The 25,588-nt window shown below is 32.8% G+C and carries 22 protein-coding genes, 2 tRNA genes and 1 pseudogene; 13 read left to right on the top strand and 12 right to left on the bottom strand.

Annotated elements, in window-relative coordinates; all coding sequences use genetic code 11:
• Nucleotides 1-126: 126 nt before the first annotated feature.
• The 3 genes from BOW55_RS09590 to BOW55_RS09580 all read left to right on the top strand — a co-directional run bounded on the left by BOW55_RS09590 (nucleotide 127) and on the right by BOW55_RS09580 (nucleotide 2,044).
• Nucleotides 127-843, top strand: a complete 717-nt coding sequence (locus BOW55_RS09590) for a pirin family protein (RefSeq protein ID WP_129023936.1) — start codon at nucleotides 127-129, stop codon at nucleotides 841-843.
• A gap of 169 nt (nucleotides 844-1,012) precedes the next feature.
• Nucleotides 1,013-1,243 carry a (4Fe-4S)-binding protein gene (locus BOW55_RS09585; RefSeq protein ID WP_129023935.1) on the top strand — a complete coding sequence of 77 codons (231 nt, stop codon included), beginning with the start codon at nucleotides 1,013-1,015 and terminating at the stop codon, nucleotides 1,241-1,243.
• 267 nt (nucleotides 1,244-1,510) lie between these two features.
• The gene (locus BOW55_RS09580; RefSeq protein WP_089054976.1) at nucleotides 1,511-2,044 is read left to right on the top strand and encodes a YceI family protein; all 534 of its coding nucleotides are present in this window, start codon (nucleotides 1,511-1,513) and stop codon (nucleotides 2,042-2,044) included.
• 237 nt (nucleotides 2,045-2,281) lie between these two features.
• On the opposite strand, the gene BOW55_RS09575 is transcribed toward BOW55_RS09580, so the two are convergent.
• Nucleotides 2,282-3,145, bottom strand: coding sequence for a helix-turn-helix domain-containing protein (locus BOW55_RS09575; RefSeq protein ID WP_129023934.1), 864 nt, complete (start codon nucleotides 3,143-3,145; stop codon nucleotides 2,282-2,284).
• Nucleotides 3,146-3,240: 95 nt separating this feature from the next.
• Between BOW55_RS09575 and BOW55_RS09570 the strand changes: the two genes are divergently transcribed.
• Nucleotides 3,241-3,498: a hypothetical protein gene (locus BOW55_RS09570; protein WP_241686524.1), complete on the top strand. Its 258-nt coding sequence runs from the start codon at nucleotides 3,241-3,243 to the stop codon at nucleotides 3,496-3,498.
• Nucleotides 3,499-3,668: 170 nt separating this feature from the next.
• The gene (gene fabD / locus BOW55_RS09565) at nucleotides 3,669-4,544 is read left to right on the top strand and encodes an ACP S-malonyltransferase (protein ID WP_129023933.1); all 876 of its coding nucleotides are present in this window, start codon (nucleotides 3,669-3,671) and stop codon (nucleotides 4,542-4,544) included.
• Nucleotides 4,545-4,639: 95 nt separating this feature from the next.
• Here fabD and BOW55_RS09560 read toward each other — a convergent pair whose 3' ends face one another.
• From BOW55_RS09560 to BOW55_RS09540, 5 genes are all read right to left on the bottom strand, one after another.
• Entirely contained in the window at nucleotides 4,640-4,957 is a 318-nt protein-coding gene (locus tag BOW55_RS09560; RefSeq protein ID WP_129023932.1) for a hypothetical protein, read from the bottom strand.
• Nucleotides 4,945-5,142 carry a hypothetical protein gene (locus tag BOW55_RS09555; RefSeq protein WP_129023931.1) on the bottom strand — a complete coding sequence of 66 codons (198 nt, stop codon included), beginning with the start codon at nucleotides 5,140-5,142 and terminating at the stop codon, nucleotides 4,945-4,947. The genes BOW55_RS09560 and BOW55_RS09555 overlap by 13 nt, the downstream gene beginning before the upstream one ends.
• Before the next feature lie 52 nt (nucleotides 5,143-5,194).
• Nucleotides 5,195-6,100, bottom strand: a complete 906-nt coding sequence (locus tag BOW55_RS09550; RefSeq protein WP_129023930.1) for a DMT family transporter — start codon at nucleotides 6,098-6,100, stop codon at nucleotides 5,195-5,197.
• 123 nt (nucleotides 6,101-6,223) lie between these two features.
• Nucleotides 6,224-7,237 carry a UDP-glucose 4-epimerase GalE gene (gene galE / locus BOW55_RS09545; protein ID WP_129023929.1) on the bottom strand — a complete coding sequence of 338 codons (1,014 nt, stop codon included), beginning with the start codon at nucleotides 7,235-7,237 and terminating at the stop codon, nucleotides 6,224-6,226.
• Nucleotides 7,238-7,279: 42 nt separating this feature from the next.
• Nucleotides 7,280-8,413, bottom strand: a complete 1,134-nt coding sequence (locus BOW55_RS09540; protein WP_129023928.1) for a DegT/DnrJ/EryC1/StrS aminotransferase family protein — start codon at nucleotides 8,411-8,413, stop codon at nucleotides 7,280-7,282.
• A gap of 134 nt (nucleotides 8,414-8,547) precedes the next feature.
• On the opposite strand from BOW55_RS09540, the gene BOW55_RS09535 reads away from it, so the two are divergent.
• Together BOW55_RS09535 and BOW55_RS21310 are read left to right on the top strand one after the other, a co-directional pair.
• Nucleotides 8,548-9,777, top strand: coding sequence for a 3-deoxy-D-manno-octulosonic acid transferase (locus BOW55_RS09535; RefSeq protein ID WP_129023927.1), 1,230 nt, complete (start codon nucleotides 8,548-8,550; stop codon nucleotides 9,775-9,777).
• A 341-nt stretch (nucleotides 9,778-10,118) separates the two neighbouring features.
• Nucleotides 10,119-10,339 (top strand): annotated as a pseudogene (locus BOW55_RS21310) (hypothetical protein); the annotation flags it as partial.
• Between the two features lie 114 nt (nucleotides 10,340-10,453).
• Here the strand turns inward: BOW55_RS21310 and BOW55_RS09525 are convergent.
• From BOW55_RS09525 to mutS, 4 genes are all read right to left on the bottom strand, one after another.
• Nucleotides 10,454-10,834 (bottom strand): DUF1508 domain-containing protein, encoded by a 381-nt coding sequence (locus BOW55_RS09525; protein ID WP_129023926.1) that lies wholly within the window; start codon nucleotides 10,832-10,834, stop codon nucleotides 10,454-10,456.
• Between the two features lie 138 nt (nucleotides 10,835-10,972).
• Nucleotides 10,973-11,058 (bottom strand) — tRNA-Leu (locus BOW55_RS09520).
• Between the two features lie 14 nt (nucleotides 11,059-11,072).
• Nucleotides 11,073-11,145: transfer RNA gene (locus tag BOW55_RS09515), tRNA-Gly, on the bottom strand.
• 150 nt (nucleotides 11,146-11,295) lie between these two features.
• The gene (mutS, locus tag BOW55_RS09510) at nucleotides 11,296-13,902 is read right to left on the bottom strand and encodes a DNA mismatch repair protein MutS (protein WP_164975021.1); all 2,607 of its coding nucleotides are present in this window, start codon (nucleotides 13,900-13,902) and stop codon (nucleotides 11,296-11,298) included.
• Between the two features lie 159 nt (nucleotides 13,903-14,061).
• Between mutS and BOW55_RS09505 the strand changes: the two genes are divergently transcribed.
• The 3 genes from BOW55_RS09505 (at nucleotide 14,062) to BOW55_RS09495 (ending at nucleotide 17,420) form a co-directional block, all read left to right on the top strand.
• Entirely contained in the window at nucleotides 14,062-14,499 is a 438-nt protein-coding gene (locus tag BOW55_RS09505) for a DUF1573 domain-containing protein (protein WP_089054493.1), read from the top strand.
• A gap of 74 nt (nucleotides 14,500-14,573) precedes the next feature.
• The gene (locus BOW55_RS09500) at nucleotides 14,574-15,116 is read left to right on the top strand and encodes an RNA methyltransferase (protein WP_129023925.1); all 543 of its coding nucleotides are present in this window, start codon (nucleotides 14,574-14,576) and stop codon (nucleotides 15,114-15,116) included.
• Nucleotides 15,117-15,224: 108 nt separating this feature from the next.
• Nucleotides 15,225-17,420: a T9SS type B sorting domain-containing protein gene (locus BOW55_RS09495; RefSeq protein WP_129023924.1), complete on the top strand. Its 2,196-nt coding sequence runs from the start codon at nucleotides 15,225-15,227 to the stop codon at nucleotides 17,418-17,420.
• 78 nt (nucleotides 17,421-17,498) lie between these two features.
• Here BOW55_RS09495 and folK read toward each other — a convergent pair whose 3' ends face one another.
• Nucleotides 17,499-18,632: a 2-amino-4-hydroxy-6-hydroxymethyldihydropteridine diphosphokinase gene (folK, locus tag BOW55_RS09490; RefSeq protein ID WP_129023923.1), complete on the bottom strand. Its 1,134-nt coding sequence runs from the start codon at nucleotides 18,630-18,632 to the stop codon at nucleotides 17,499-17,501.
• Between the two features lie 58 nt (nucleotides 18,633-18,690).
• Entirely contained in the window at nucleotides 18,691-19,881 is a 1,191-nt protein-coding gene (locus BOW55_RS09485) for a carboxypeptidase-like regulatory domain-containing protein (protein ID WP_129023922.1), read from the bottom strand.
• A gap of 201 nt (nucleotides 19,882-20,082) precedes the next feature.
• Between BOW55_RS09485 and sppA the strand changes: the two genes are divergently transcribed.
• The 3 genes from sppA (at nucleotide 20,083) to BOW55_RS09470 (ending at nucleotide 25,572) form a co-directional block, all read left to right on the top strand.
• A complete protein-coding gene (gene sppA / locus BOW55_RS09480; protein WP_129023921.1) occupies nucleotides 20,083-21,840 on the top strand; it encodes a signal peptide peptidase SppA in 1,758 nt (585 codons plus the stop codon).
• A gap of 14 nt (nucleotides 21,841-21,854) precedes the next feature.
• On the top strand, nucleotides 21,855-22,802 hold the full coding sequence (locus BOW55_RS09475) for an alpha/beta hydrolase (RefSeq protein ID WP_129023920.1): 948 nt from the start codon (nucleotides 21,855-21,857) through the stop codon (nucleotides 22,800-22,802).
• A 169-nt stretch (nucleotides 22,803-22,971) separates the two neighbouring features.
• Nucleotides 22,972-25,572 carry an AsmA family protein gene (locus tag BOW55_RS09470; RefSeq protein WP_129023919.1) on the top strand — a complete coding sequence of 867 codons (2,601 nt, stop codon included), beginning with the start codon at nucleotides 22,972-22,974 and terminating at the stop codon, nucleotides 25,570-25,572.
• The last annotated feature ends 16 nt before the right edge of the window (nucleotides 25,573-25,588 follow it).

The following is a 25,588-nucleotide window of genomic DNA, read 5'->3' as shown; positions in this document are numbered from 1 at the left end:
AATCGCAAAAATTTCAAAAAACCTTAGCTTCTCAGAACCTCAGAATCTTTCTTAATCTACATTAAGTGCTTTTCCTTTACCTTGATAGTATCTTTGTACTATAAAATTAACAAAACATACAAAATCATGGAAAATATAGTATTGCACAAAGCAGAAACAAGAGGAAACGCAAATCACGGATGGTTGAACGCTTATCACAGCTTTAGTTTTGCGAGCTGGTACAATCCGGACAGAATTCAGTTTGGAGCGCTTCGTGTTTTGAACGATGATACAATTGCAGGCGGAATGGGTTTTGGAACACATCCTCACGATAACATGGAAATTATTACAATTCCATTAGAAGGTGATTTGGCTCATAAAGACAGCATGGGAAATACTGAAATTATCAAAAATGGTGATATTCAAGTAATGAGTGCCGGAACCGGAATTCAACATAGTGAGTTTAACCCAAATGCAGATCAGCAGACTAAATTATTGCAAATTTGGCTGTTTCCGAATAAAAGAAATGTTACGCCACGTTACCAACAAATTACTTTAGATGTTGCTGACAGACACAATAAATTAGCTCAGGTTTTATCACCAAATGCTGATGATGAAGGTGTTTGGATTCATCAAGATGCTTGGTTTAATATGGGAAATTTTGATGCAGGAATTGCAACGGAATATAAAATCAAAAAAGAAGGAAACGGAGTTTATGCTTTTGTTTTGAAAGGAAATGTTACCATCAACGATCAAGAATTGAACACTCGCGATGCAGTTGGAATTTCAGGAACAGACGTTTTAAACATTAAAGCCAACACTGACGCTGAATTTTTATTGATGGACATCCCGATGAACTATTAATTCAAAGATTACAATTATTTTTTTTAGAAACGATATTTAAGTTGATTTTCAACTTATTATCGTTTCTTTTTTTGCTCAAATTCCATCAAAACTCAAAAAGAAAACGTAATTTTATTAGATAGAAACTGGTCTTAATTTACTTAAAACTAACTGTTTAAAATTTTCAATCATGAATCCAAATAACCTAACTAAAGAATATACAAATGGCGAAGTAACGATTGTTTGGCAATCTGGAAAATGCATACATTCGACCAATTGTGTAAAAAACAATCCAGATGTTTTTCGTCCAAAAGAAAAACCATGGATTATAGCCGAAGCTTCGACTTCTGATAAAATTATAGAAACTGTAAAAAAATGTCCATCTGGAGCTTTGACATTTTATATGAATAAGAAAAGCTAAACTTTACACATTAGTTTTTTCGCCACAGATTACGCAGATTAAAGTGATTCTTAGTCGCCACGAATTACACAAATTTTCACTAATTAAATTGGGTTAAAAATTTGTGTAATTCGTGGCGTCATATTTTTTTTAATCTTTTTAATATGTGTAATCTGCGACAAAAAAAATCACATTTTTTATTTCTTAATCTAGGTTAAGTGTGTTACGCTTACTCCCACCGTAACTTTGTCTTATCAAAATGAAATTAATTATTTAAAAAATAAAATTATGGCAACTACAAAATGGTCAATTGACCCAACACACTCAGAAATTGGTTTTAAAGTTAAACACATGATGTTTACAAATGTTTCAGGCAAATTTGGAACTTATGATGCAACAATTACTTCAGACGGAGATAATTTCGAAAATGCAGATATCCAGTTTTCTGGCGATATCGCTTCAATCGATACTGCAAATGCAGACAGAGATGGTCACTTAAGAAGCGGGGATTTCTTTGATGCCGAAAATCATCCAAAATTAGCATTCAAAGCTTCCTCTTTCAAAAAAGTAAATGATGGAGAATATGAATTAACTGGTGATTTAGATATTAAGGGGATTTCTAAAACTGTAAAATTTCCTGTAGAATTTAGCGGAACTATGACTGATCCTTGGGGAAACACAAAAGTAGGTCTTAACATAGAAGGAAAAATTAATCGTAAAGATTGGGGTTTAAACTGGAACTCGGCTCTTGAAACTGGAGGTGTTTTAGTTGGTGAAGAAGTGAAATTAAACATTGAATTACAATTTGTAAAACAAGCATAATCAAGCATTCTCGAATTTAATTGATTGGTTATTGAAGCCCTGCAAATGCAGGGCTTTTTTTATTCGCCACGAATTACGCGAATTTCCACGAATTATTTTTTTTTGCCACAGATTAAAAAGATTATTTGGATTTCTAATCTGTGGCAAAAATTTCGGCATTGTGAGAAAAAATTCTTGGCAATTCGGGTAATTGCTTCGCCTGTTCGCTATCGCTCGAGTCGTGGCAAACCTAAAAACTCAGCGCGCTGTATTTCTAAATTCAGTTGGCGACATTCTGGTTTGTTTTTTGAAGAATCGGGAGAAATACGAGTAATCTTCGTAACCTACTTTAAATGCTACTTCGTTTACGGCTAATTGCTTATCAATTAACATTCTTTTTATTTCAAGGATTACGCGGTCTGTAATTACTTCTGTGGCGGTTTTTTGTAGAATTTCATTGCAGATTCGGTTTAAATGTTTTAGCGTAATATTTAGTTTTTCTGCGTAGAAAGAAGGGAGTTTTTCTGTTCTAAAATATTCCTCTAAAAGTGATTCAAACTTGTTGATTTTAATATTATATGAATGTGTTTGATGTGAATAGGTTTCGCTGTATTTACGAGCGATTTCAATGTGAATTGAGTCTAACAAATTCAGCATTTTATCTAATTGATATTTCGCATTTTCATTACTTTCTTGAATCAGTAAATTAAAATACGAAAGAATTCTAGGAATTTCTTTTTCTTCAAAAACCATTTCAGGACGATTATGAATGGAATGATAAAAATTGTAATCGTTGATATTTTTTTGTCCGAAATATAAATTATACAATTCCTGAGAAAAAATAATTACAAAACCCTCGACATCTTCAGACAAACTCCAATGATGCATTTGCCCAGGCTGCAGCACAAACAAGCTACCTCTTTTTATTTCGAATTGATCAAAATCGACTTCATGCAATCCAGAACCTTTTGTAAAAAACACCATTAAATACGAATCATGACGATGCGGTTCTTCGACAAAGCTGTGGCTTTTTAGATGTTCTTTAAAGGTATTCACATAAAAATCACGATGAATATCATTGCAGTTAAAATTCTGAACACTATAAACGGGATATTTCTTCATAAAAATGTCTTTATTGTGCTATAATCAGCGAAGATATAAAAAAGCCTTTTATAATACTCTGAATTACCTTTGTATAAATAAAAAACAACAAGATCATGTCAAGCGCATTAACTCATATATTAAGCAACGAATGTCCTATTTGTCATAAAGGAAAAGTATTTACAGACAAAAATATTTTTTTGACTTTCGGACTTCCAAAAATGAATGAATACTGCAGTCATTGTAATTACAAATTTCAAAAAGAACCTGGTTATTTCTTTGGGGCTATGTATGTAAACTACGGATTAACAGTCGCTCAGGGAATTGCAACGTATTGTATTGCACAGTTTTTCTTTGAGAAAATTTCGATTTAAGAATCATTCCAATCATTGCTGTTGTTATTACTTTACTAACTTCTTTCAACTTGAGATTCTCTAGGTTAGCATGGATTTATATGTTTAAAGATTATACGAAATAAAAAGTGTTATTTTGCCTTTCAATTGAAGCTAATTTTCAATTCCAAAAAATAAAACAAATTAGACAAATGAAAGCATACGTATTTCCAGGTCAAGGCACACAGTTTACAGGAATGGGCAAAGACTTATATGAAAACTCGGCTTTAGCCAAAGAATTATTCGAAAAAGCTAATGAGATTTTAGGTTTTAGAATTACAGATATTATGTTTGAAGGCACTGCCGAAGAACTAAAAGAAACTAAGGTTACACAGCCTGCTGTATTTTTACATTCAGTTATTTTAGCTAAAACTTTGGGCGAAGATTTTAAACCAGAAATGGTTGCAGGACATTCTTTAGGAGAATTCTCTGCATTAGTTGCCAACGGAACTTTGTCTTTTGAAGACGGATTAAAATTGGTTTCTCAACGTGCTCTTGCTATGCAAAAAGCCTGCGAAATCACTCCATCTACAATGGCCGCGGTTTTAGGTTTAGCGGATAATATTGTTGAAGAAGTTTGTGCTTCTATCGATGGAATTGTGGTTGCCGCAAATTATAACTGCCCAGGACAATTGGTAATTTCAGGAGAAACTTCAGCAGTTGAAAAAGCTTGTGAAGCGATGAAAGCTGCAGGAGCAAAACGTGCTTTAATTTTACCTGTTGGAGGAGCTTTTCACTCACCAATGATGGAACCAGCAAGAGAAGAATTGGCTGCCGCAATTGAAGCAACTACTTTCTCTACTCCTATTTGCCCAGTATATCAAAACGTAACAGCAAATGCAGTTTCTGATGCAAACGAAATTAAAAAGAACTTAATCATTCAACTAACAGCTCCTGTAAAATGGACACAATCTGTACAACAAATGATCGCTGACGGCGCTACTTTGTTTACTGAAGTTGGCCCAGGAAAAGTATTGGCTGGTCTGATTAATAAAATTGACAAAGAAGCGGTTACTGCGAATGCTTAATTTTTAAGCCGTCAGTATTCAGTTTTTAGTAATCAGTTAAAAACTTTACATACAAAAAATCCTCATAGACTTTTCAGTTTATGAGGATTTTGTTTTTATAATTCTTTTATTTCTTCACTATAATTATTTATAATTCCAGTAATTAGATAATTTTGATTTCTTTTTTCAAAAAACACGTACCAAGTTGTTCTGGCATTTGATTTATAAAAAATATAATACGAACCTAAATATTGAAGTGATTTTGGGGTTTTCTTGTGAGGGAAATTCGAAATACTTAAAATGACAAAATCTACTATTTTATCAACATAATTTTGAGCCGATTCAGCAAAACCAAAATATTCGTCCTTAAAAAGAATATAAACTAAATCATCAAAATACTCCAGAACAGCATTTTTAAAAATTACTTTTTCCAAGGATATGCCTTTATCCTTTTAGACATTTCAGCTTTAAACTCCTCTGGGGTCAATCCTTTTGCAAACTCAGCATCAAAATCAAAAGTTTCAGGATCTATCCCTTTAAATTTTGGCTTTTGAACTTCGTATTCTACTCTTGGTTCTTCAACCTTATCTTTCTTTTTATTTTCTTTATCGGAATCCATTATTCTTACACTTTTAATTCTTACAAATTTACGAAATAAAATGAATCAAAATTTATACAACTTTCTTTTCCTTCTTTTTATAATTCACAATAAAAACTCCAAGTATAATCAACGCTGTAGCAATAATAAAATCAATTGTAATAACTTCATCTAAAAGCAACCATCCAAGAAAAACTGCAATTATCGTATTTATGTACGCCAAAATAGAAACTTGAACCGCTGTAACATGTTTTAAAGCATAACTATAACTAAAAAAAGCAATTACAGATCCAAAAATTGACAAATACAAAGCCGCAAAAACACTTCTTGAACTCCACGAACTGAAATCTGGATTTGGCGAAAAAATAGATGCCAACACCAGCTGAATACAAGAAGCCATCGTAAATTGATAAAACAAATTGAGCGTAATATTATTAGATTTTACGGCATGTGTTTTTGTATAAATTGTTCCCGCTGCCCAAGCTAGAATTGCAAATCCCATGAACATCATTCCCGTTTTGTAATTTGCATCTAAAAAGGATCCGAGTCCGTCTTTAAAAATAAAAACAACTCCAGAGAACCCAATAATCACACCAACAAATCCTCTTAAACTCATTTTTTGCAATCCGAATAAAATACTTCCTAAAAAAATAAGTATAGGAGACAACGCACTTATTACAGAAGCCAATCCGCTAGGGAGTGTTTGCTCTGCAATTGTCGTAAAACCATTTGCAATTACAATCATTAAAACTGACGGAATAAGTTGTTGTTTTAAATTTTTCCAGCCAATCCATGTTAGTTGTTTTTTAAATAACAAAATAGCCATCATTACAAATCCTGCTAGTCCTTGACGAATTGAAGTTACAAACCAAGGCGGAATGGTTTCAACGGCAACACGGATTCCTAAAAATGTTGTCCCCCAAATAATTCCAACCGCCGCAAGAGCAAAAATCAATTTATAATCTAAACTTTGTTTCATAAATGTGAAATACCATTTAAAAAAAATACCAAATAATCAAAAATCGATTATCTGGTATTTTTTATTAATTAAAACACACTGTTGTGCGTCTCGACAATATATATCTTTCTTCTAGTTCTTTCTTTAAGAACGAACTTTTTGTTCCCATTTCCAAGCACTTGCCATTGCTTCGTCTAGACTTAATTCAGCTTTCCAGCCTAAAACATTGTTTGCTTTATCTGTATTTGCATAAGCTTCGGTAATATCACCCTCACGACGCGGCATAATTTTATAAGGCAGTTTTTTATCGCTTACTTTTTCGAAACTATGAATTACTTCTAGAACTGAACTTCCTTTTCCTGTTCCCAAATTGAAAGTTTCTACTTTTGCTAAATTCTTTTTATTCAACAAACGCTGTAATGCAATTACGTGTGCTTTTGCTAAATCTACCACGTGAATGTAATCTCGAACAGCAGTTCCGTCAGGAGTTGGATAATCATCTCCAAAAACAGACAATTCTTTACGAAGCCCTATTCCAGTTTGTGTAATAAACGGCACTAAATTTTGAGGAACACCAATTGGTAATTCGCCAATTTCATTTGTAGAATGTGCTCCAACTGGATTAAAATAACGTAATAAAATAGCATTGATATTAGTTACTTTGGCTGTATCTGAAATAATTTCTTCTCCAATTTGCTTAGTATTTCCATAAGGAGACATCGCGGTTTGCACTGGAGCATCTTCTGTGATTGGCATTTTTTCGGCTTGACCATAAACCGTACAAGACGAACTAAAAATAAAACTCGCTTCTGGTTTTTGCTGCAATTCTTGTAAAAGATAAACTAAAGTGTTAATGTTGTTTTCATAATACAGCAATGGGTTTTCAACACTTTCTCCAACTGCTTTTGACGCTGCAAAATGAATTACTCCTGTAACATCGTTGTGTTTTTTAAAGAAATCCTGAACAGCACTTTTTTCTCTTAAATCAATTTTTTCGAATAAAGGCGTTATTCCTGTAATTGTCGTAATTCCTTTTAAAACATCTTCGGTAGAGTTTGAAAGATTATCAATTATCACAACTTCAAAGCCTTCATTTTGCAATTCGACTACGGTATGAGAACCAATAAATCCTAATCCTCCTGTTACTAATACTTTCATTTTGTGGTTGTTTTGCGCTGTTGTTTATTTGGTTTAATTATTTTATTTATTCAAAAATTCTAAAACAGAATCTGTGATAAATTTAATTTGTTCGTCATCAAGTTCTGTATGCATTGGCAAAGCAATAACTTCTTTTACTAATTGATTGGTAACTGGAAATTGCTCTTCTTTATAACGAGAATCTACATATGCTTTTTGAGAGTGCAGCGGAATTGGATAATAAATTGCACATGGAATTCCTTTATCTAATAAGTGCTGCATCAAAGCATTTCTATCAGCATCTAAAATCCTTAATACATATTGATGAAAAACGTGATCGTTTTCGTTTGCATCAAAATCTGGCGTAATAATATGTGCATTTCCAGCAAAAGCTGCATTGTATTTTGTTGCCGCTAAACGACGTGCTTTATTATACTCGTCCAACAAAGGCAGTTTTGCATTTAAAACTCCAGCTTGAATACTGTCTAAACGTGAATTTACCCCCACAACATCATGGTGATAACGCTCATACATTCCGTGATTTACAATTCCGCGGATTATGTGTGCTAATTTATCATCGTTTGTAAAGATTGCTCCACCGTCTCCATAACAACCTAAGTTTTTAGACGGAAAAAATGAAGTTGCGGCAACGTGACCAATTACTCCAACTTTACTTTTTGTTCCTGATTTAGAAATGTAATCAGCGCCAATCGCCTGAGCATTATCTTCAATTACATATAAATTATGCTCAGCTGCAATTTCCATAATCGCATCCATATTAGCTGCGCGTCCAAATAAATGTACTGGAACAATTGCTTTTGTTTTTGGCGTAATTGCTTTTTTAATTGCTTCAATATCGATGTTCATATTTACCATATCAACATCAACTAAAACTGGTGTTAATTGCAAAAGTGCAATAACCTCAACAGTTGCTGCAAAAGTAAAATCAGCAGTAATAACTTCGTCTCCTGGCTGTAGACCTAATCCCATCATAGCGATTTGCAAAGCATCAGTTCCATTTGCACACGGAATTACGTGTTTTGCTCCTAAATAATCTTCAAGATTTTTTTGAAATTGATGTACTAAAGGTCCGTTTATATAAGTATTAGTATCTAAAACTTCTTGAATCGAAGCATCAACAGTAGTTTTTATTTTTTCATATTGACTCTTTAAGTCAACCATTTGAATTTTTTTCATTTTCAATATATTTTAAAATTAAAGATCTGTTTTGCTATCAGATTCTCTAAAAGGAGGAACAAAAATAGTTATTTAATAACTTCAAACCATGAAAATAGTCGAAAGAAATGTATTTTAGCCACAAAAATAAACAGATGCTTTTTCTATATAATTTAGTTATTTCTATTGCGGGCTTTTTTCTGAAAATTGCCGCCCTTTTTAGTCCGAAAATTAAGCTTTTCATTGAGGGACGAAAAAACGTTTTTTCAATTTTAGAAGAAAAAATAAAACCTTCAGACAAAACTATTTGGTTCCATTCTGCATCACTTGGCGAATACGAACAAGGTCTGCCTGTAATTGAAAAAATCAAAGAAAAATATCCATCTCACAAAATTGTTGTAACCTTTTTTTCGCCTTCAGGATACGAAGTGCGTAAAAACAACACTGTTGCCGATGTTACTGTTTATTTGCCATTAGACTCTAAAAGCAACGCAAAACGTTTTCTAAAACTCGTTCATCCTGAATTTGTCTTTTTCATTAAATATGAATTTTGGTTGAACTATTTAAAAGAACTGGAGAAAAGCAAAACACCAACTTATTTGATTTCGGGAATTTTCAGAGACAGTCAGATGTTCTTTAAATGGTATGGAAGTTTTTATAGAAATGCTCTCAAAGCTTTTACCTACTTTTTTGTTCAAAACGAAAGTTCAAAACAAAAAATAGAAACAATTGGTTTTAAAAATGTAATTCTCTCCGGCGATACTCGTTTTGACAGAGTCGCAGCAATTTTAGAAAGAGATAACACACTTGATTATATCGAAAATTTCAAAAACAATCAGCCAACGATTGTTATAGGAAGTTCTTGGCCAAAAGACGAAGCTTTAATAGCCGAATATATCAATCAAGCACCAGACAATATAAAATTCATTATTGCTCCTCATAATATTAAGACCGATCAAATTAATGCATTGAAATCGCTCCTTACAAAATCTACTATTTTGTATTCTGAAAAAGAAGAGAAAGACCTATTAAATTACAATGTCTTTATAATAGATACTGTTGGACTTCTAACAAAGATTTATAGCTATGCTACAATTGCATATGTGGGCGGCGGTTTTGGAAATCCAGGAATTCATAATATTCTAGAACCAGCCACATTTGGAATTCCAATTGTGATTGGACCAAATTTTGCAAATTTTGCAGAAGCTGTTTCTTTAGTAGAACTTGAAGGATGCATATCTGTATCTACTTTTAACGAATTGAAGACTGTTTTTGATCGTTTATTAAATGATGATATCTTTTATAAAGAAAAAAGCAAAATCTGCAAGTCGTTTATTCAAGAAAACAAAGGCGCAACAGATACTATAATGAGGATCGTTTCATAAACAATCTTTTTCTTTATTCATTATTATGGCTCTTATTTTCACATCATACACCAATTTACCCATTTTGTTCTTTTTTACCATCTTATAAATTCACTAAGAAAACAAATAAACTTTAACCAAGAGGATCAAAACCACCTATTTCCATAAAGAATATTCAGCAAATAATAATTTGCACAGAAAAATAAACAATTTAAGATAACTTTATCATTCTGGCACATTATTTGTTAACTAAGATAAACGTGAGCGATGAAAATATTTAAAAAATAAAAATATTTTACATATTAAAAATTTATATCTTTGCCACGAATTAATAATTAACCTTTTATAATAAAGTAAGATGAAAAGTATTTTTAAGTTTAGCTGTTGTTGCTGTTTTAACTGTTGTATCTTGTAAAAAGCTGACGCTGCAGCTACTGAAGCTGTAGATTCTACTGCTGTTGCTGTTGATTCTGCTGCTACTGTAGTTGATTCTGCTGCTGCAACTGTTGATTCTGCTGCTGCTAAAGTTGATTCTGCTGCTACTAAAGTAGAAGAAGCTGCTAAAGAAGTAAAAAATAATTAGAACCTAAATTCTAAAAATTTTAAAACCATCGATTCGATGGTTTTTTTTGACCAAAATTCAACCTTTGGATTTTACAACTAAAAAAAAGCGCTCACCCTGGTGAACGCTTTTTTTTTATTCTTCTACTTCTTCCTCAACCGGAATCTCTTCATCCCCAAAAATAGATTCGCCCGATGAGAAATCTAAAATCTCCGATCTCGAAGCATAAGTCACAATTTCCTTAATTCCTTTTTGAAGAAGCAATTCCGTAGTGTATTTTCGACTTGTTGCAAAGTGAACATCACCCAGCATCAATTTAAAAAAATACTTCCCTCCCGAGCCTTTAAATTTTAAAAACCTCGAAAGCTCAATTGTCTTTTTAAACTTCTCAATATCTTCTTCACACTCAAACCTCAACTCATAACTCAAACTCGTAAAAATAACCTTTCCCTTCCTAGATGTAAACACAAACTTATACTCATCATTAAACCGCTTGCTAATTACAAAAGCCCCCATATTTTGATTGTTGATTTTAGATTTTAAATTATTGATTTTAGATTTCCTTAGAATCTTCAAAATCAATCTACTCTGTAAACTGATTTTATCATTGAGTTTACACCACAAAAAAAGCCTCTTCAAAAGAAGAGGCTTTAGTACTCAGAGCGGGACTTGAACCCGCACGAACATTGCTGTTCACTGGATTTTAAGTCCAGCGTGTCTACCAATTTCACCATCCGAGCATTGTATGGTTTTGAGCGAAAAACGGGGCTCGAACCCGCGACCTCGACCTTGGCAAGGTCGCGCTCTACCAACTGAGCTATTTTCGCATTTCAAATTCTAATTAAGAACCGCAACACTTGACTTGTCTTGTATTGCGAGTGCAAATTTAGGACATTTATTCAATTACACAAGCGTTTTTTCAAAAAAAAATCAACTTATTTTATAACTTTCTGATAACCTAAACTTTAAATATGAAATTATTTTTTAACCAACATTCTTTTTATCTCGTTAAGCTTCATCAGTGCTTCAACAGGCGTAATCGCGTTTATATCAAGCCCCAGAATCTCCTCTTTTATCTCTTCTAACAAAGGATCATCTAAATTAAAGAAACTCATCTGCATTTCATCATTAACCTCTTTCACTCCATTTAAAGCTTCATTAGAATGATTTTTTTCTAACTTCTTTAAAAGCTTCTGTGCTTTTAAAATCACAATTTGCGGCATTCCCGCCATTTTTGCTACGTGAATTCCAAAACTATGTGCGCTTCCTCCTTTTACAAGCTTACGAACAAAAAGAACAGTATCTTTTAGCTCTTTTACAGCAACATTATAATTCTGAATCCTAGACAAAGATTCTGTCATTTCATTCAATTCATGGTAATGCGTTGCAAACAAAGTCTTCGCTCTGCCAGGGTGCTCGTGCAAAAATTCAGCAATCGCCCACGCAATTGAAATTCCATCATAAGTACTAGTTCCTCTTCCAATTTCATCCAAAAGCACTAAACTTCTATCTGATAAATTATTCAAGATCGAAGCTGTTTCATTCATTTCTACCATAAAAGTAGATTCTCCCATCGAAATATTATCAGAAGCTCCAACTCTGGTAAAAATTTTATCGACAATTCCCATTCTTACGCTGTCTGCAGGAACAAAACTTCCCATTTGAGCAAGTAAGACAATTAAAGCGGTTTGCCTTAAAATAGCCGATTTACCAGACATGTTAGGACCAGTAATCATAATAATCTGCTGCGTTTCTCTATCTAAGAAAACATCGTTTGCAATATAAGGTGTTCCAACCGGTAATTGTTTCTCGATTACAGGATGTCTTCCGTTTTTTATATCAAGTTCAAAAGTTTCATCAATTTCTGGACACACATATTGATTTTCTACAGCTAACTGAGTGAACGAACATAAACAATCTAGTTGCGCCACCAAATTTGCATTCATTTGAACAGGCTTAATATAAGTTGCAATCCAAGCGATTAATTGCTCAAAAAGCTCTGTTTCAATTTTATGAATTTTCTCTTCTGCACCTAATATTTTTGTTTCATATTCTTTTAATTCCTCAGTAATATAACGTTCCGCATTTACAAGTGTCTGCTTACGAATCCATTCTTCTGGAACTTTATCTTTATGCGTATTTCTAACTTCGATATAATACCCAAAAACATTATTGAATGAAATTTTTAAAGACGAAATTCCCGTTCTTTCCGACTCTCTTCTTTCAATTCCTTCTAAATATTCTTTTCCTGAAGTTGAGATAGCACGTAAATCATCTAATTCTTCACTTATACCTTTAGCAATTGCATTTCCTTTTGCAATCGCAACTGGCGCATCTTGATTTAAAGTTATTTTGATTTTCTCTCGCAGTAAATCACAAGCATGCAGACTGTCTCCAATAATTTTTACCGCTTCTTGTTTACTTTCCAGCGCTAAGGTTTTAATTGGGATAATCGCATCTAAAGATTCTTTTAAATAAACAATTTCGCGAGGAGAAACTTTTCCCGCTGCTATTTTAGAAATCAAACGTTCTAAATCTGAAATCTGTTTAATTTGATATTGAATATTATGTAAAACTTCTGGATTTGATTTCAAATATGAAACCACGTCATGGCGTCCTTTTATTTTTTTACTGTCCTTAAGAGGCAAAGCCAGCCAACGCTTCAACAATCTCCCTCCCATTGGAGAAAGCGTCCTGTCTATAACATCTAAAAGCGTAACAGCATTTGGATTATAACTATGATACAATTCTAAATTACGAATTGTAAAACGATCCATCCAAACATAGGCATCTTCTGCAATTCGCTGAATAGCCGTTATGTGCTGCACACGATTATGCTGCGTTTCGGACAAGTAATACAAGATCGCTCCAGAAGCAATAATTCCTTCTTTTAATTCTTCTACTCCAAAACCTTTTAAAGAGTTGGTTTGAAAATGTTTGGTAAGCGTTTCGAGTGCATAATCTTCTTTATAAATCCAATCTTCTAAGTAAAAACTGTGAAAATCATCGCCAAATGCATCTCTGAAATCGCTTTTATTATTTTTAGGAACTAGAACTTCACTCGGATTAAAATTCTGCAATAACTTATCGATATATTCAGCATTTCCTTGAGCTGTTAAAAACTCTCCTGTTGAAACATCCAAAAAAGAGATTCCGATATTTTTATTAGCAAAATAAACTGACGCTAAAAAGTTATTTGTTTTAGAATGCAAAACCTCATCGTTTAAAGAAACTCCTGGCGTTACAAGTTCTGTAACACCACGTTTTACGATAGTTTTTGTCATTTTGGGATCTTCCAGCTGATCGCAGATTGCAACACGAAGTCCTGCTTTAACCAATTTTGGCAAATAGGTGTTAACAGAATGATGAGGAAAACCTGCCAGCGCTGTTTCTGTATCTGAACCCGCGCCTCTTTTTGTTAAAGTAATGCCAAGAATTTTTGAAGCTCTAATGGCATCTTCTCCAAATGTTTCATAAAAATCTCCTACTCTGAAAAGCAGACAGGCATCAGGATATTTTCTCTTGATTTCGTTGTACTGTTTCATTAAAGGTGTTTCCTTCACTACTTTTTCTTTAGCTGCCAAAATTGATATATTTTAAATGAAAATTAAGACAGCGAATTTATAATTTTTTAACGGCATATTGAAGACTTCAAAAATTAAAATATTTTAAGCTATTTTTAAGCTCACTTTTAAGAATTTTATATAGATTTGTTCAATCATTTAAACTAAGAATCTAAAAAGATGAAAAAAATAATTTTATTCGCTATGTTAGCAGTTGTTGGTATTACAGCTTCTAACGCTCAAAGCACAAAAAAAGCTGCTGCTAAAGCTGCCAAAGTAGCTAAAATTGAAGGAGCTGGAATGGCTTTTGAAACTGAAACTATTGATTACGGAACTATCGCTCACAATGCTGATGGAAAACGTGAGTTTGTTTTTGTTAACAACGGAACAAAACCGTTAATCATTACAAACACAACAGGATCTTGTGGATGTACTGTGCCAACAACTCCAAAAGAGCCGATTGCTCCTGGTGCTAAAGGTATTATTGGTGTAAAATATGCTACTGATAGAGTTGGTGCTTTTACAAAAACAGTAACTGTTACTTCTAACGCTGAAGGACAACCTACAAAAGTACTTACTATTAAAGGTACAGTTTTACCAGATCCCGTAAAAAGCTAATCTGAAAAACAATAAAATAATCGAAAAAGCTTCCTTATCTTTGGAAGCTTTTTTTATGACCTGAATTTATACAAATGAGAAAACTAGAAAACAGCGAACTAGAGCGCAAATCAATTGAAGATTTTAAAAAATCAGACAAGACTCCTTTAATATTAGTTTTGGATGATATTCGTAGTTTGCACAATATTGGATCTGTTTTTAGAACTTCGGATGCTTTTTTGATCGAAAAAATCATTCTATGCGGTATCACTGCAACACCTCCAAATAAAGAGATTCACAAAACAGCTCTTGGCGCTACTGAAACTGTTGCTTGGGAACACCACGAAAATGTATTAGAAGTTATCGAGAATCTTAAAAAAGAAAATGTAATAACACTAGCCATTGAACAAGTGGAAAGCTCTATTTTTCTTCAAGATTTTAAAGTGGAAAAAAATCAAAAATATGCTTTGGTTTTTGGGAATGAAGTATACGGTGTTGCACAAGAAGCTGTAGCTATTTGCGACGGCTGTATCGAAATTCCTCAATTAGGCACAAAACATTCTTTGAATATAGCAGTTAGCGCAGGAATTGTAGTTTGGGATTTGTTTCAAAAACTAAACTGGCCAAATAACGATTAAGAAATTATTCTTTTACAAAAAACTGTGATTTTTAAATCGAAAAACAGCTGTAAATGTTAGATTTTTAAATATATTTTTTTATTCTTATAAAATTGATACTTTTATAAAATGAAAAATGTTAATTTCTTCAAAATAACGCTTTTACTACTTCTTTTAAATGTGGCAAAAACTCATGCAAATGAGAATTTTAAAACTAAAAATAAGTATGCAGACATATGCTTACATGACAGTCTTAAAACGAATAAAAAAAGAAATACAGCCTTAGATTTTGCTATCACACCTCCCGTTATAACTGCAACTGGAAATCAATTTTACTGTCCGCAAAGCACTATAAAAATTGTTGAGACTATTAGCATAACTCACGATCCTGCTGAACCATCAACTCAGGCAGTTTACATTCAAATTTCATCTGGTTATTCAAGTGGTCTTGACAAACTAGAACTTTCAAACCCAGCTTCTCATCCTGCAATTACAACAAGCTGGGATGCGACTGCTGGAAAATTACGATTATACAGTTCAACAGGAGCGAATATCTTATACTCTGATTTTGTTAATGCAATTAAGGATGTTGTATATTCTAATTCCTCAGCTACAGCCTCTGGCACTAGAACTTTTTCTATAACGATTGGCCAAGCCAATTACCTTCCTTCAACACAACATTTTTATTTATTTGTACCAAGTATTGGCATCACGTGGTCGAGTGCAAAAACAGCAGCCGAATCAAGTACTTATTATGGATTACAAGGTTATCTTGCAACTATTTTATCTGCTGACGAAGCTAAATTAATTGGTGAACAAGCCTCTGGAACGGGATGGATTGGAGGAAGCGATGCAGAAACAGAAGGTGTTTGGAAATGGGTTACCGGTCCTGAAGCAGGCACTGTTTTCTGGAACGGAACTGCAAATGGCTCAACACCAAATTTTGCTTTTTGGAACACTGGAGAACCAAACAATCAAGGAAATGAAGATTATGCGCATATTACGCAGCCTGGCGTAGGAATAAAAGGTTCTTGGAACGATTTATCAAATACGGGATCATTAACTACAGGTGATGCTTATCAACCTAAAGGCTATGTTGTTGAATATGGCGGAATGCCTGGAGAGGCTCCTTTACAAATTGCCTCAAGCACAAAAATCACAATTCCTGAAATCGCAAGTTTACTTACTCCAAGTCCAGTTTGTGACTCAGGAAACTTTACTTTTAATGCGACTGCAACTGCAGGCGCCACTATTAGCTGGTACGATTCAGCTACAGGTGGAACTTTATTAGGAACAGGAAACAGTTACACAACTCCATCACCAATAACAGTAACTACAACTTATTATGCCGATGCGGGCTGTGAAATAAATAGAAAATCGGTAATTGCAACGGTTAATCAAACTCCAAATATCCCAACTGCTGTTTCTTCGAATGTTTCAAGATGTGGTGTTGGAAGTGTAACTTTGCAAGCCAGTTCAAATATTGGGCTTATTAATTGGTATGCAAACTCAACTGGCGGCACAAGTATTTTTACAGGCAATAGTTTTCAAACTCCTGCTATTTCTACAAATACAACGTATTACGCAGAAGCTTCAAATAACGGCTGCATTAACACGAATCGTATTCCAGTTGCCATTACTATCTACACTCCTCCTGTTGTTACAGATGAAACTTTGCCTTTATGCCAATTTCAAACTATAACATTAGATGCTGGAATTACAGGAATGAGTTATTTATGGTCTAATGGAGCAACAACGCAGACTACGGACATTACTCAAGGCGGTATTTACACTGTTGATGTAAGCAGTCCCGCTCCTGAAAATTGTACAAGCCGAAAGACAATTACGGTTGAAGAACATGAGATTCCACAAATAGATCGAATTGGCGTCAGTGGAACAAAAGTTGTGATTTATCTTAAAAAAGAAACTGCTTATTTTGAATATTCTGTTGATGGAATAAACTTTCAGGACTCAAATACTTTTTATGATGTTCCGGGCGGATTGCAAACGGCGTATACTCGAGATAAAAATAGTTGTGGATTGGATATGCAAAATTTTGTTGTTCTTATTTTTCCAGCATTTTTCACTCCGAACAATGATTCTTATAATGACACTTGGGAAGTTACTGGAATGGAAAATTATCCTGAGGCGCAGGTTACTATTTTTGACCGATACGGGAAGTTGATTGCACAGCTAAATGCATCTAAAATGAGCTGGGACGGAACATTCGACAAAACTCTCTTGCCTGCTTCTGACTATTGGTATGCTTTAAAAATAGATAATACACAACCTATTTTAAGAGGTCATTTTTCACTGAAAAGATAATTTCTAATTAGAAAGAATATGTCAATTAGAAAATGTACCAATTAGAAAATTATCTAATTGGCACATTTTCTAATTATCTTAATTCAATTTCTTTCTAATTTCGTCTAAAACAAATAAATAATCTTCTTGTTTTTTTACAAAATCACGATTAGAAACATCAATAATCAAAACATTCAAATCAAACTGGGATTTAATATATTCTAAATAACCATTGTTGATTTTATCTAAATATTCGGCTTCTATATTTTGTTCATAGCTTCTGCCTCGTTTCTTTATATTTTGAAGAAGTCGTTCTGTATTTTGATATAAATAAACATACAAATCCGGCTTAGGCATTTCTTTATAGATAATATCAAACAAGTTTCGGTACAAGCGATATTCATCTTCTGCCAATGTAATTTTAGCAAAAATCAGCGATTTAAAAATATGATAATCGGCTACGATAAAGTCTTTGAACAAATCAAACTGTGCCAAATCATCTGACAATTGCTGATAACGATCGGCTAGAAAAGACATTTCGAGCGGGAACGCATATCTGTTTTGGTCTTTATAAAACTTGGGTAAAAACGGATTATCCGCAAAACGCTCTAAAACTGTTTTCGCATTAAAATCGTCGGCAATTTTATGTACCAAAGTAGTTTTACCTGCGCCAATATTACCTTCGAAAGCAATATAATTATAGTTTTCAAGTGCAATTTCCTGCAAAGGATTTTTTAGATCCTGAACTACTGTACAAACGCTGTCATCTGGAGAAACTGCAATTAACTCCGAAATTGATTTCTGAAAAACCGGATGTTTCCAATCCAATTTTAAATCTGATATTGGTAATAAAACAAAATTTCTGTTCTGCATTAATGGGTGCGGAACCTGAAGTTTTTCAGATTCGATAATTTCATCATCATAAACAATCAAATCAACGTCAATAATTCTAGATTGATATCCGTCTTTATTAGATCGAATTCTGCCTAATTGTTTTTCGACTTTTAAAACTTGATTTAGTATTTTTTGTGCAGATGAAGCCGTATGCAAAAGTAAAGCGCAATTATAAAAAGCATCGCTCTCAAAACCCCAGGCAGGTGTTTCATACAATTTTGAAACCTTGATTACTGTTCCCACTTCTTGATGTATCAAATTGATACAGCTTTCGATGTTTTCTAACCTGTTTCCTTGATTGCTGCCTATAGATAAAACGACTTGATGCTGTGACTTCATAATAAATGCAAATTAACTAAAACTATTTTAGAATTAACCACATTATTTGTTTCAAGAATTAGAAGTTTCCAACCACTTCAAACTCTTTCTTATTGTCTTTATTTTCTGAAACACGTTTTAAAAATGCATTTAAATCGCTCGTTAGAGGTAATTGGTTTTGACTTTTCCAAAATTGTTCTGAATATGGATATTTTACTTTAAAAATATCTTTATCCATAGACAAATTTGATTTTGCTTTCTCGGCAATAAAACTATTCGTTACAAAAAAATTGGTCGAATAATCATAAAAAGCTTTTGGAACCTTTTCGTTACCAAGCAGCTCTACTCTAACATCTGATTTTGCATTATTTAAATAATATTTATTGGTACTGCTGTTCTTTCTATAATTTGATGTTGTTTTAAAAATCGTTGTTCGATATTCTACATTACCCTTTTTTTGAAACGGCACTTTTTCTCCATCATCATAAAGATCAAAGTGTGTTTCGACAATTGCATAATCTTCCTTATTAATTATAAAATAGCCGCTTGTTTTTTGCCCGACAGCATTATCTAATTTTTTACTAAAACTAATTTTAAAAAAATTATTCGCTGCATTTTTTTCCTGTGTAAGTTCGAAGTCTTCCAACTTTATAGATATCATTGCATTGATATCAAATAATTTTTCAAAGCTTTGAAATTCAAAATAAATAAAATCTTCTTTATCCTTAATTCCAACTTTTCTCATATTCAAAATCTCAACTTCACATTTATTATCCGGCTGGGTTTTGGTTTTAAAAATACTTTTTCTTGATACTTTTCCATAAATATCCTGCAGCCTGACTAATTCGTCATTTCTTTTCAAAACACATCGCAGAAAGAAATTTTCATTATAAGGTTCGAGTATATAATTTTCCTTCATTTTAGCATATGCCTTTTTCATTATAGCCATTTCACCGCCTACTACCACTTCTTCAAGTTCAATTGTTTTGCTTTGTAAAAAAATTGTATCTCGTTTATTTACTTCCTCAAAACTAAGTTTTAGATTTTCATAACCAATCAAGCTAAAATTCAATTCATTATAATCTGTAATAAAAGAAAAATAACCTTCTTCATTTGTTATAGAGTTATCTTTTTGATTATAAACATTTACTTTTTCCAATGGCAGTTTTGTCATTTTATCAACCACCACTTTTTTAGTTTGTACTTTTTGTGCTTCGGCATAAAAACCAACGAGAAAAAAAAGGCTCAACAAGGCAATTTTATCTTTCATATTGCAGTATTTATTTTTATCAAATATAAAATATTCCAACCTCAAACCATACTTATCTTACAAATTATGCTATCTTTAATTAGACGATTAAAAATGTGAAAACTACAAATATTTCGCTGATGCGGATACAAAAGTTAAATCGATTTTAGATTATATTTGTAACAAATCCGTCTTTTTGCTACTTATTAAAAAAATATACATATGAAATTTTTAGGAAATGTAATCGCCACTGTTATTGGTATTTTTGTATTTATTATGATCTTCTTTTTTGGAGTTATTCTAATTGGAGCCATTTTTGGAGGAGAAGACAAGGTTTCTGTAAAAAATGATTCAGTTATAGAATTAAATCTAAAACAAATCAATAATGATTATGCAGGTAAGTATAAAGATCCGTGGGTAACTGTTTTTTCAGAAAAAAAAGGAATTGGTTTAACGGATGTTATTAATGCTATTGAAGCAGCAAAAACAGACAGTAATATTAAGGGAATTTCGATTTTAAATGATGAATCATCTTTAGGATTGGCTCAATATAAAGATTTGCGAAATGCTCTTGAAAGCTTCAAAAAATCAGGAAAATTTGTTTGGGCTTATGCCAATACTTATTCTCAAAAAGAATACTATTTAAATTCTGTTGCTAATACTGTTTATTTGAATCCAGCCGGAGATTTAGATTTTAAAGGACTTTCGTCTGAAGTTATGTTCTTTAAAGATTTTCAGGAAAAATCAGGGATTCATATGGAAGTTATCCGTCACGGAAAATATAAAAGTGCTGTTGAGCCATTTTTAGAAAATAAAATGAGCGATGCAAATAGAGAACAAGTTACTGCACTTTTAAATTCTATTTGGACAACGGTTTGCAGCGATATTTCAAAAAGCAGAAATATTCCTGTTGCGAAATTAAATGAAATAGCAAATGGTTTATTAGCTAGAACTCCTGCAATGGCAAAAGCAGAACGTTTAGTTGACATTATTGCTTATGAAGATGTTTATCATAATGCCATCAAAAAAGCTTTGAAAGTGACTGGAGATGATGACTATAACAAAATTTCTATTCTAGATTATACTCAAAACAATATTACTACTGCATTAACAAATACTGCTGATAATCAAATTGCGATTATCTATGCTCAAGGAGAAATTATTGGCGGCGAAGGTGATGTAACTGTAATTGGCGAAGGCTCAATGCGTCGTTCGCTGCAAGAAGCTCGAAAAAATGAAGATGTAAAAGCTATCGTTCTTAGAATTGACAGTCCAGGCGGAAGCGCTTTAACTTCAGATTTAATTTGGAGAGAAATTGAAATCACTAAAAAGGTAAAACCAGTTGTGGTTTCAATGGGAAATTATGCCGCTTCTGGAGGTTATTATATTGCTTGTAATGCAAATAAGATTTTTGCCGAAAGTAACACGATTACGGGTTCTATAGGTGTTTTTGGAGTATTGCCAAATTTCACGCCGTTGGCTACTAAATTAGGAATTTATACAGAACAGGTCAAAACCCACGAAAATTCAGCAAATTACAGTCCGTTTGTGCCGCTTGATGAAAAATTTAAAGCTTTTACGCTTGAAGGAGTTGAACAGATCTACAAAAATTTTGTTACGCATGTTGCCGAAGGTCGAAAAATGACTTTTGCACAGGTTGATTCTATTGCTCAAGGAAGAGTTTGGTCTGGATCTGAGGCTGTAAAAATTGGATTAGTAGACAAAATTGGCGGTCTTAATGACGCTATTGTTGAAGCTGCTAAAATTGCTAAGATTAAAAATTACAGCACACAAAATTATCCTGAGTACGAAAAAACTTTTAGCGATTTAATGGCTAATCTTCCTTTTGCACAATCAAAAGAGGCGTTTATAAAAGAAGAAATCGGAGAAGAAAATTATCTGCTTATCGAGCAAGTTAAAAGATTTCAAAGACAAAAAGGTGTACAGGCAATGATGCCGTTTGGAATAAACATTAAGTAATGCTATCTAAAAAAATGAAAACTATATTTCTCTTTTTTTCCGCTTTATTCCTGACAATTGCAAATGCACAAAGTACAACGCAGCATACTTTTAAAGAAACTAATGTAACTTTAAAAATAAATGTTGATCAGCTGTACGGAACGCTGACTGTTCCTGATGAAGTCAAAAAATGTCAGGTTGCTTTGATAATTGCAGGTTCAGGGCCAACTGACCGAAATGGGAACAATCCGATGATGAAAAATAATTCCTTAAAAATGCTGGCAGAAGCTTTGGCAAAAAACGGAATTGCATCATTACGATTTGACAAAAGAGGAATTGGAGAAAGTAAAGCTTCTGCAATAACAGAATCGAGCTTGGTTTTTGAAAACTATACTGAAGATGTAAAAAGCTGGATTAACTTTTTGAAACTTGACAAACGTTTTACACAACTTACTGTTATTGGTCACAGCGAAGGTTCCTTAATTGGAATGATTGCGGGAGCAAAAGCGAATAAATTTGTTTCTATTGCAGGCGCAGGAGAATCTGCAGATAAACTTATAAAATCTCAAATAGCTTCTAAATCAAATAAGCAATTGGAGGATATGACGTTTCCTATTATTGACAGTTTAAAAAGCGGCAATAAAGTAAATAAAGTTGATCCGCTTCTAAATTCTCTTTTTAGACCAAGCATTCAGCCTTACTTAATTTCATGGTTTAAATATGATCCTCAAACTGAGATTAAAAAATTAACCGTTCCTGTTTTAGTTTTACAAGGAAACAACGATATGCAAGTAGGCGTTAAAGATGCCGAAAGTTTGGCTCAAGCCAATAAAAACTCGCAATTGGCAATCATTGATAAAATGAATCATGTTATGAAAATTATTGACGGCGATAAGCAGGCAAATATGGACAGTTACAATAATGAAACCCTGCCAGTTTCGGAGGTGTTGATTGAAAAAATAGTCTCCTTTATTAAAAAATAAATGCAATATCATAAATTTAAATCCGTTTGAAAATTATCAGACGGATTTTTTTTATTTCCGTTTTACAGCTATTTCTTACAGTTTTTAAGAAAACTTTATCGTCTGTCTCATTCAAAAAAACTATTTTTGCAAGAGTCCTAATTTCAAATTCAATCTCAAATCTATAAATATGTTAAAGAAAATTTTAAAAATAAGCGCCATTGTAATTGTGTTTTTTGTTGCCGCATTATTCGCCATTCCTTATTTCTTTAAAGATCAAATCAAAGCAAAAATTGCCGATGCTATAAATGAAAGTGTAGATGCTAAAGTAAGTTTTGCTGATGCTGATTTGAGTTTGTTTAAAAACTTTCCAAATGCAGCGGTAGGAATTGAAAAACTAGTAATCATTAACAAAGCTCCTTTTGAAGGTGATACGCTTGTTTCGCTAGGCGAGTTGAATTTAAAAATGAGCATTAAAGAACTTTTTAAAGGAAAAGATGAACCATTGAACATTCAGGGAATTACTTCTGAAAATGGTTTAGTAAATATCATCTTTAATAAAGACGGCGTAGGAAACTTTGATATTGCTTTGAAAGACAAGAAAGAAACTGCTAAGGATAATGCAAGCAAACCGCTTTCGTTAAAAATTCAAAATTATAAAATCGAAAACTTCACGTTCAGATACATTGATCAAGGATCAAAAATAAAAATGGTTATTGACAGCTTAAACCACGAAGGAACTGGTGATTTTACCAATTCCAAATTGGATTTAACAACAAAATCGACTGCTAAAGTATCTTTAGATATGGATAAAATCAATTACATGAAAAATGTGAAATTGACTTTAGACGCAGTTTTAGGAATTGATTTAGACCAAAGCAAATACACTTTTAAAGAAAACAAAGCTTTAATTAATCAATTGCCATTAGAGTTTGACGGTTTTATACAAATGGTTGAAGCGGGACAGATTTATGATTTAAAATTTAAAACACCAACCTCATCGTTTACTAATTTCTTAGGTTTAATTCCGTCAGCCTATTCATCAAGTCTTGATGGTGTAAAAACAACGGGAGACTTTACGGTTGCAGGTTTTGCAAAAGGGCAATTAACAGATACAACTGTACCAAAATTTAATATTGCGATCGCGTCAAATAATGCTTCATTTCAATATCCTAACTTGCCAAAATCAGTTCAAAATATTGTAATCGATACTAAAATTATAAATGAAACTGGGATTTTAAATGATACTTATGTTAATCTAGACAAACTATCGTTTAGAATTGATCAGGATGTTTTTAACGCTAAAGCAAATATCAGAAATATTACTGTAAACCCTTTTGTTAATGCCGCTTTAAAAGGAACAATCAACTTAGCTAATCTATCAAAAGCATATCCTATTAAGATGGATAAACCTTTGGCTGGTATTTTAAAAGCGGATGTTACTACACAATTTGATATGGCTTCTGTAGAAAAAAGTCAGTATCAAAACATTAAAAATGCTGGAACAATGAGTTTATCAGGATTTAAATATACTGATGAAAACAATAAATCGATGAATATCAGCACAGCATTAGTTGAGTTCAATCCAAGTACGATTAATTTGAAACAATTTAATGCAACTACTGGAAAAAGTGATCTTGCAATAAATGGTGTTCTTGAAAACTTCTATGGTTTTATGTTCAAAAAACAGGAATTAAAAGGAAACTTTAATATGAGTTCAAATCAATTGGCTGTTGATGATTTTATGACTGCGGGCGAACCTGCAAAAGCAGAAACAAAAACTGCAGCAAAACCAGCAGAGGCAATGAAAATTCCAGCTTTTTTAAACTGTACTTTGAATGCAAAAGCAACAACTGTTTTATACGACAATTTGAAGCTTAAAGATGTTTCTGGAAAATTAATCATCAAAGATGAAAAAGCTTTATTGGAAAACTTTAAAACATCAATTTTTGGCGGAACAATTGGTTTAACTGGTGCTGTTTCGACTAAAACTAAAGTTCCCACATTTGATATGAATTTAGGCTTTAACCAAGTTGATATTGCGCAGACTTTTACGCAATTGGACATGATGAAAAAAATTGCTCCAATTGCAGGAATCATAAATGGAAAATTAAATTCGACTGTAAAACTAAACGGTAATCTTGATGCAAATGAACTTACTCCAGATCTAAAATCAATTTCAGGAGATTTATTAGGGCAGTTGCTTTCGACTACAATAAACTCCAAAAACTCTACTTTATTGAATGCTTTAGGTTCAAACATCAAATTTATTGACATGAATAAAGTCAATTTGAATGATATTAAAGCGGCTTTGACTTTTGATAATGGAAAAGTAAACGTAAAACCATTTGACATTAAATATCAAGACATAAAAATTACCGTTGGCGGAACTCACGGTTTTGATCAAACGATGAACTACAACTTAAAACTTGATGTTCCTGCTAAATATTTAGGAAATGAAGCAAATGCCTTTATTGCTAAAATGTCTCCTGCAGATGCTGCAAAACTGCAAAACATACCAATAAATGCAATGATTACTGGTAATTTTTCTAATCCAAAAATTACTACAGATATGAAAACTGCAGTTTCTAGTTTAGCCACACAAGTAGCAAATCAGCAGAAAGAAAAGCTGACGCAAAAGGGTACTGCTGCTTTGACTGATTTAATCAATAAAAACACTAAAGCAAAAGATACGACTCAGGCTGCAAAAACTGAAAAAGAACAAAAAACTCAAGAGGTTACTAAAAAAGCCAGCGACTTATTGAATGGATTATTTAAGAAGAAAAATTAAACCCAAAAAAAAGCAT

It is taken from the genome of Flavobacterium sp. YO12 (assembly GCF_004119495.1).
GTDB lineage: Bacteria > Bacteroidota > Bacteroidia > Flavobacteriales > Flavobacteriaceae > Flavobacterium.
This window is presented reverse-complemented; position numbering and strand designations above follow the sequence as displayed.

Bases quoted from the DNA above. Each gene is read 5' to 3' on its own strand.
- BOW55_RS09590 (WP_129023936.1), top strand. From the start codon at position 127: ATGGAAAATATAGTATTGCACAAAGCAGAAACAAGAGGAAACGCAAAT.
- BOW55_RS09585 (WP_129023935.1), top strand. From the start codon at position 1,013: ATGAATCCAAATAACCTAACTAAAGAATATACAAATGGCGAAGTAACG.
- BOW55_RS09580 (WP_089054976.1), top strand. From the start codon at position 1,511: ATGGCAACTACAAAATGGTCAATTGACCCAACACACTCAGAAATTGGT.
- BOW55_RS09575 (WP_129023934.1), bottom strand. From the start codon at position 3,145: ATGAAGAAATATCCCGTTTATAGTGTTCAGAATTTTAACTGCAATGAT.
- BOW55_RS09570 (WP_241686524.1), top strand. From the start codon at position 3,241: ATGTCAAGCGCATTAACTCATATATTAAGCAACGAATGTCCTATTTGT.
- fabD (WP_129023933.1), top strand. From the start codon at position 3,669: ATGAAAGCATACGTATTTCCAGGTCAAGGCACACAGTTTACAGGAATG.
- BOW55_RS09555 (WP_129023931.1), bottom strand. From the start codon at position 5,142: ATGGATTCCGATAAAGAAAATAAAAAGAAAGATAAGGTTGAAGAACCA.
- BOW55_RS09550 (WP_129023930.1), bottom strand. From the start codon at position 6,100: ATGAAACAAAGTTTAGATTATAAATTGATTTTTGCTCTTGCGGCGGTT.
- galE (WP_129023929.1), bottom strand. From the start codon at position 7,237: ATGAAAGTATTAGTAACAGGAGGATTAGGATTTATTGGTTCTCATACC.
- BOW55_RS09540 (WP_129023928.1), bottom strand. From the start codon at position 8,413: ATGAAAAAAATTCAAATGGTTGACTTAAAGAGTCAATATGAAAAAATA.
- BOW55_RS09535 (WP_129023927.1), top strand. From the start codon at position 8,548: ATGCTTTTTCTATATAATTTAGTTATTTCTATTGCGGGCTTTTTTCTG.
- BOW55_RS09525 (WP_129023926.1), bottom strand. From the start codon at position 10,834: ATGGGGGCTTTTGTAATTAGCAAGCGGTTTAATGATGAGTATAAGTTT.
- BOW55_RS09505 (WP_089054493.1), top strand. From the start codon at position 14,062: ATGAAAAAAATAATTTTATTCGCTATGTTAGCAGTTGTTGGTATTACA.
- BOW55_RS09500 (WP_129023925.1), top strand. From the start codon at position 14,574: ATGAGAAAACTAGAAAACAGCGAACTAGAGCGCAAATCAATTGAAGAT.
- BOW55_RS09495 (WP_129023924.1), top strand. From the start codon at position 15,225: ATGAAAAATGTTAATTTCTTCAAAATAACGCTTTTACTACTTCTTTTA.
- folK (WP_129023923.1), bottom strand. From the start codon at position 18,632: ATGAAGTCACAGCATCAAGTCGTTTTATCTATAGGCAGCAATCAAGGA.
- BOW55_RS09485 (WP_129023922.1), bottom strand. From the start codon at position 19,881: ATGAAAGATAAAATTGCCTTGTTGAGCCTTTTTTTTCTCGTTGGTTTT.
- sppA (WP_129023921.1), top strand. From the start codon at position 20,083: ATGAAATTTTTAGGAAATGTAATCGCCACTGTTATTGGTATTTTTGTA.
- BOW55_RS09475 (WP_129023920.1), top strand. From the start codon at position 21,855: ATGAAAACTATATTTCTCTTTTTTTCCGCTTTATTCCTGACAATTGCA.
- BOW55_RS09470 (WP_129023919.1), top strand. From the start codon at position 22,972: ATGTTAAAGAAAATTTTAAAAATAAGCGCCATTGTAATTGTGTTTTTT.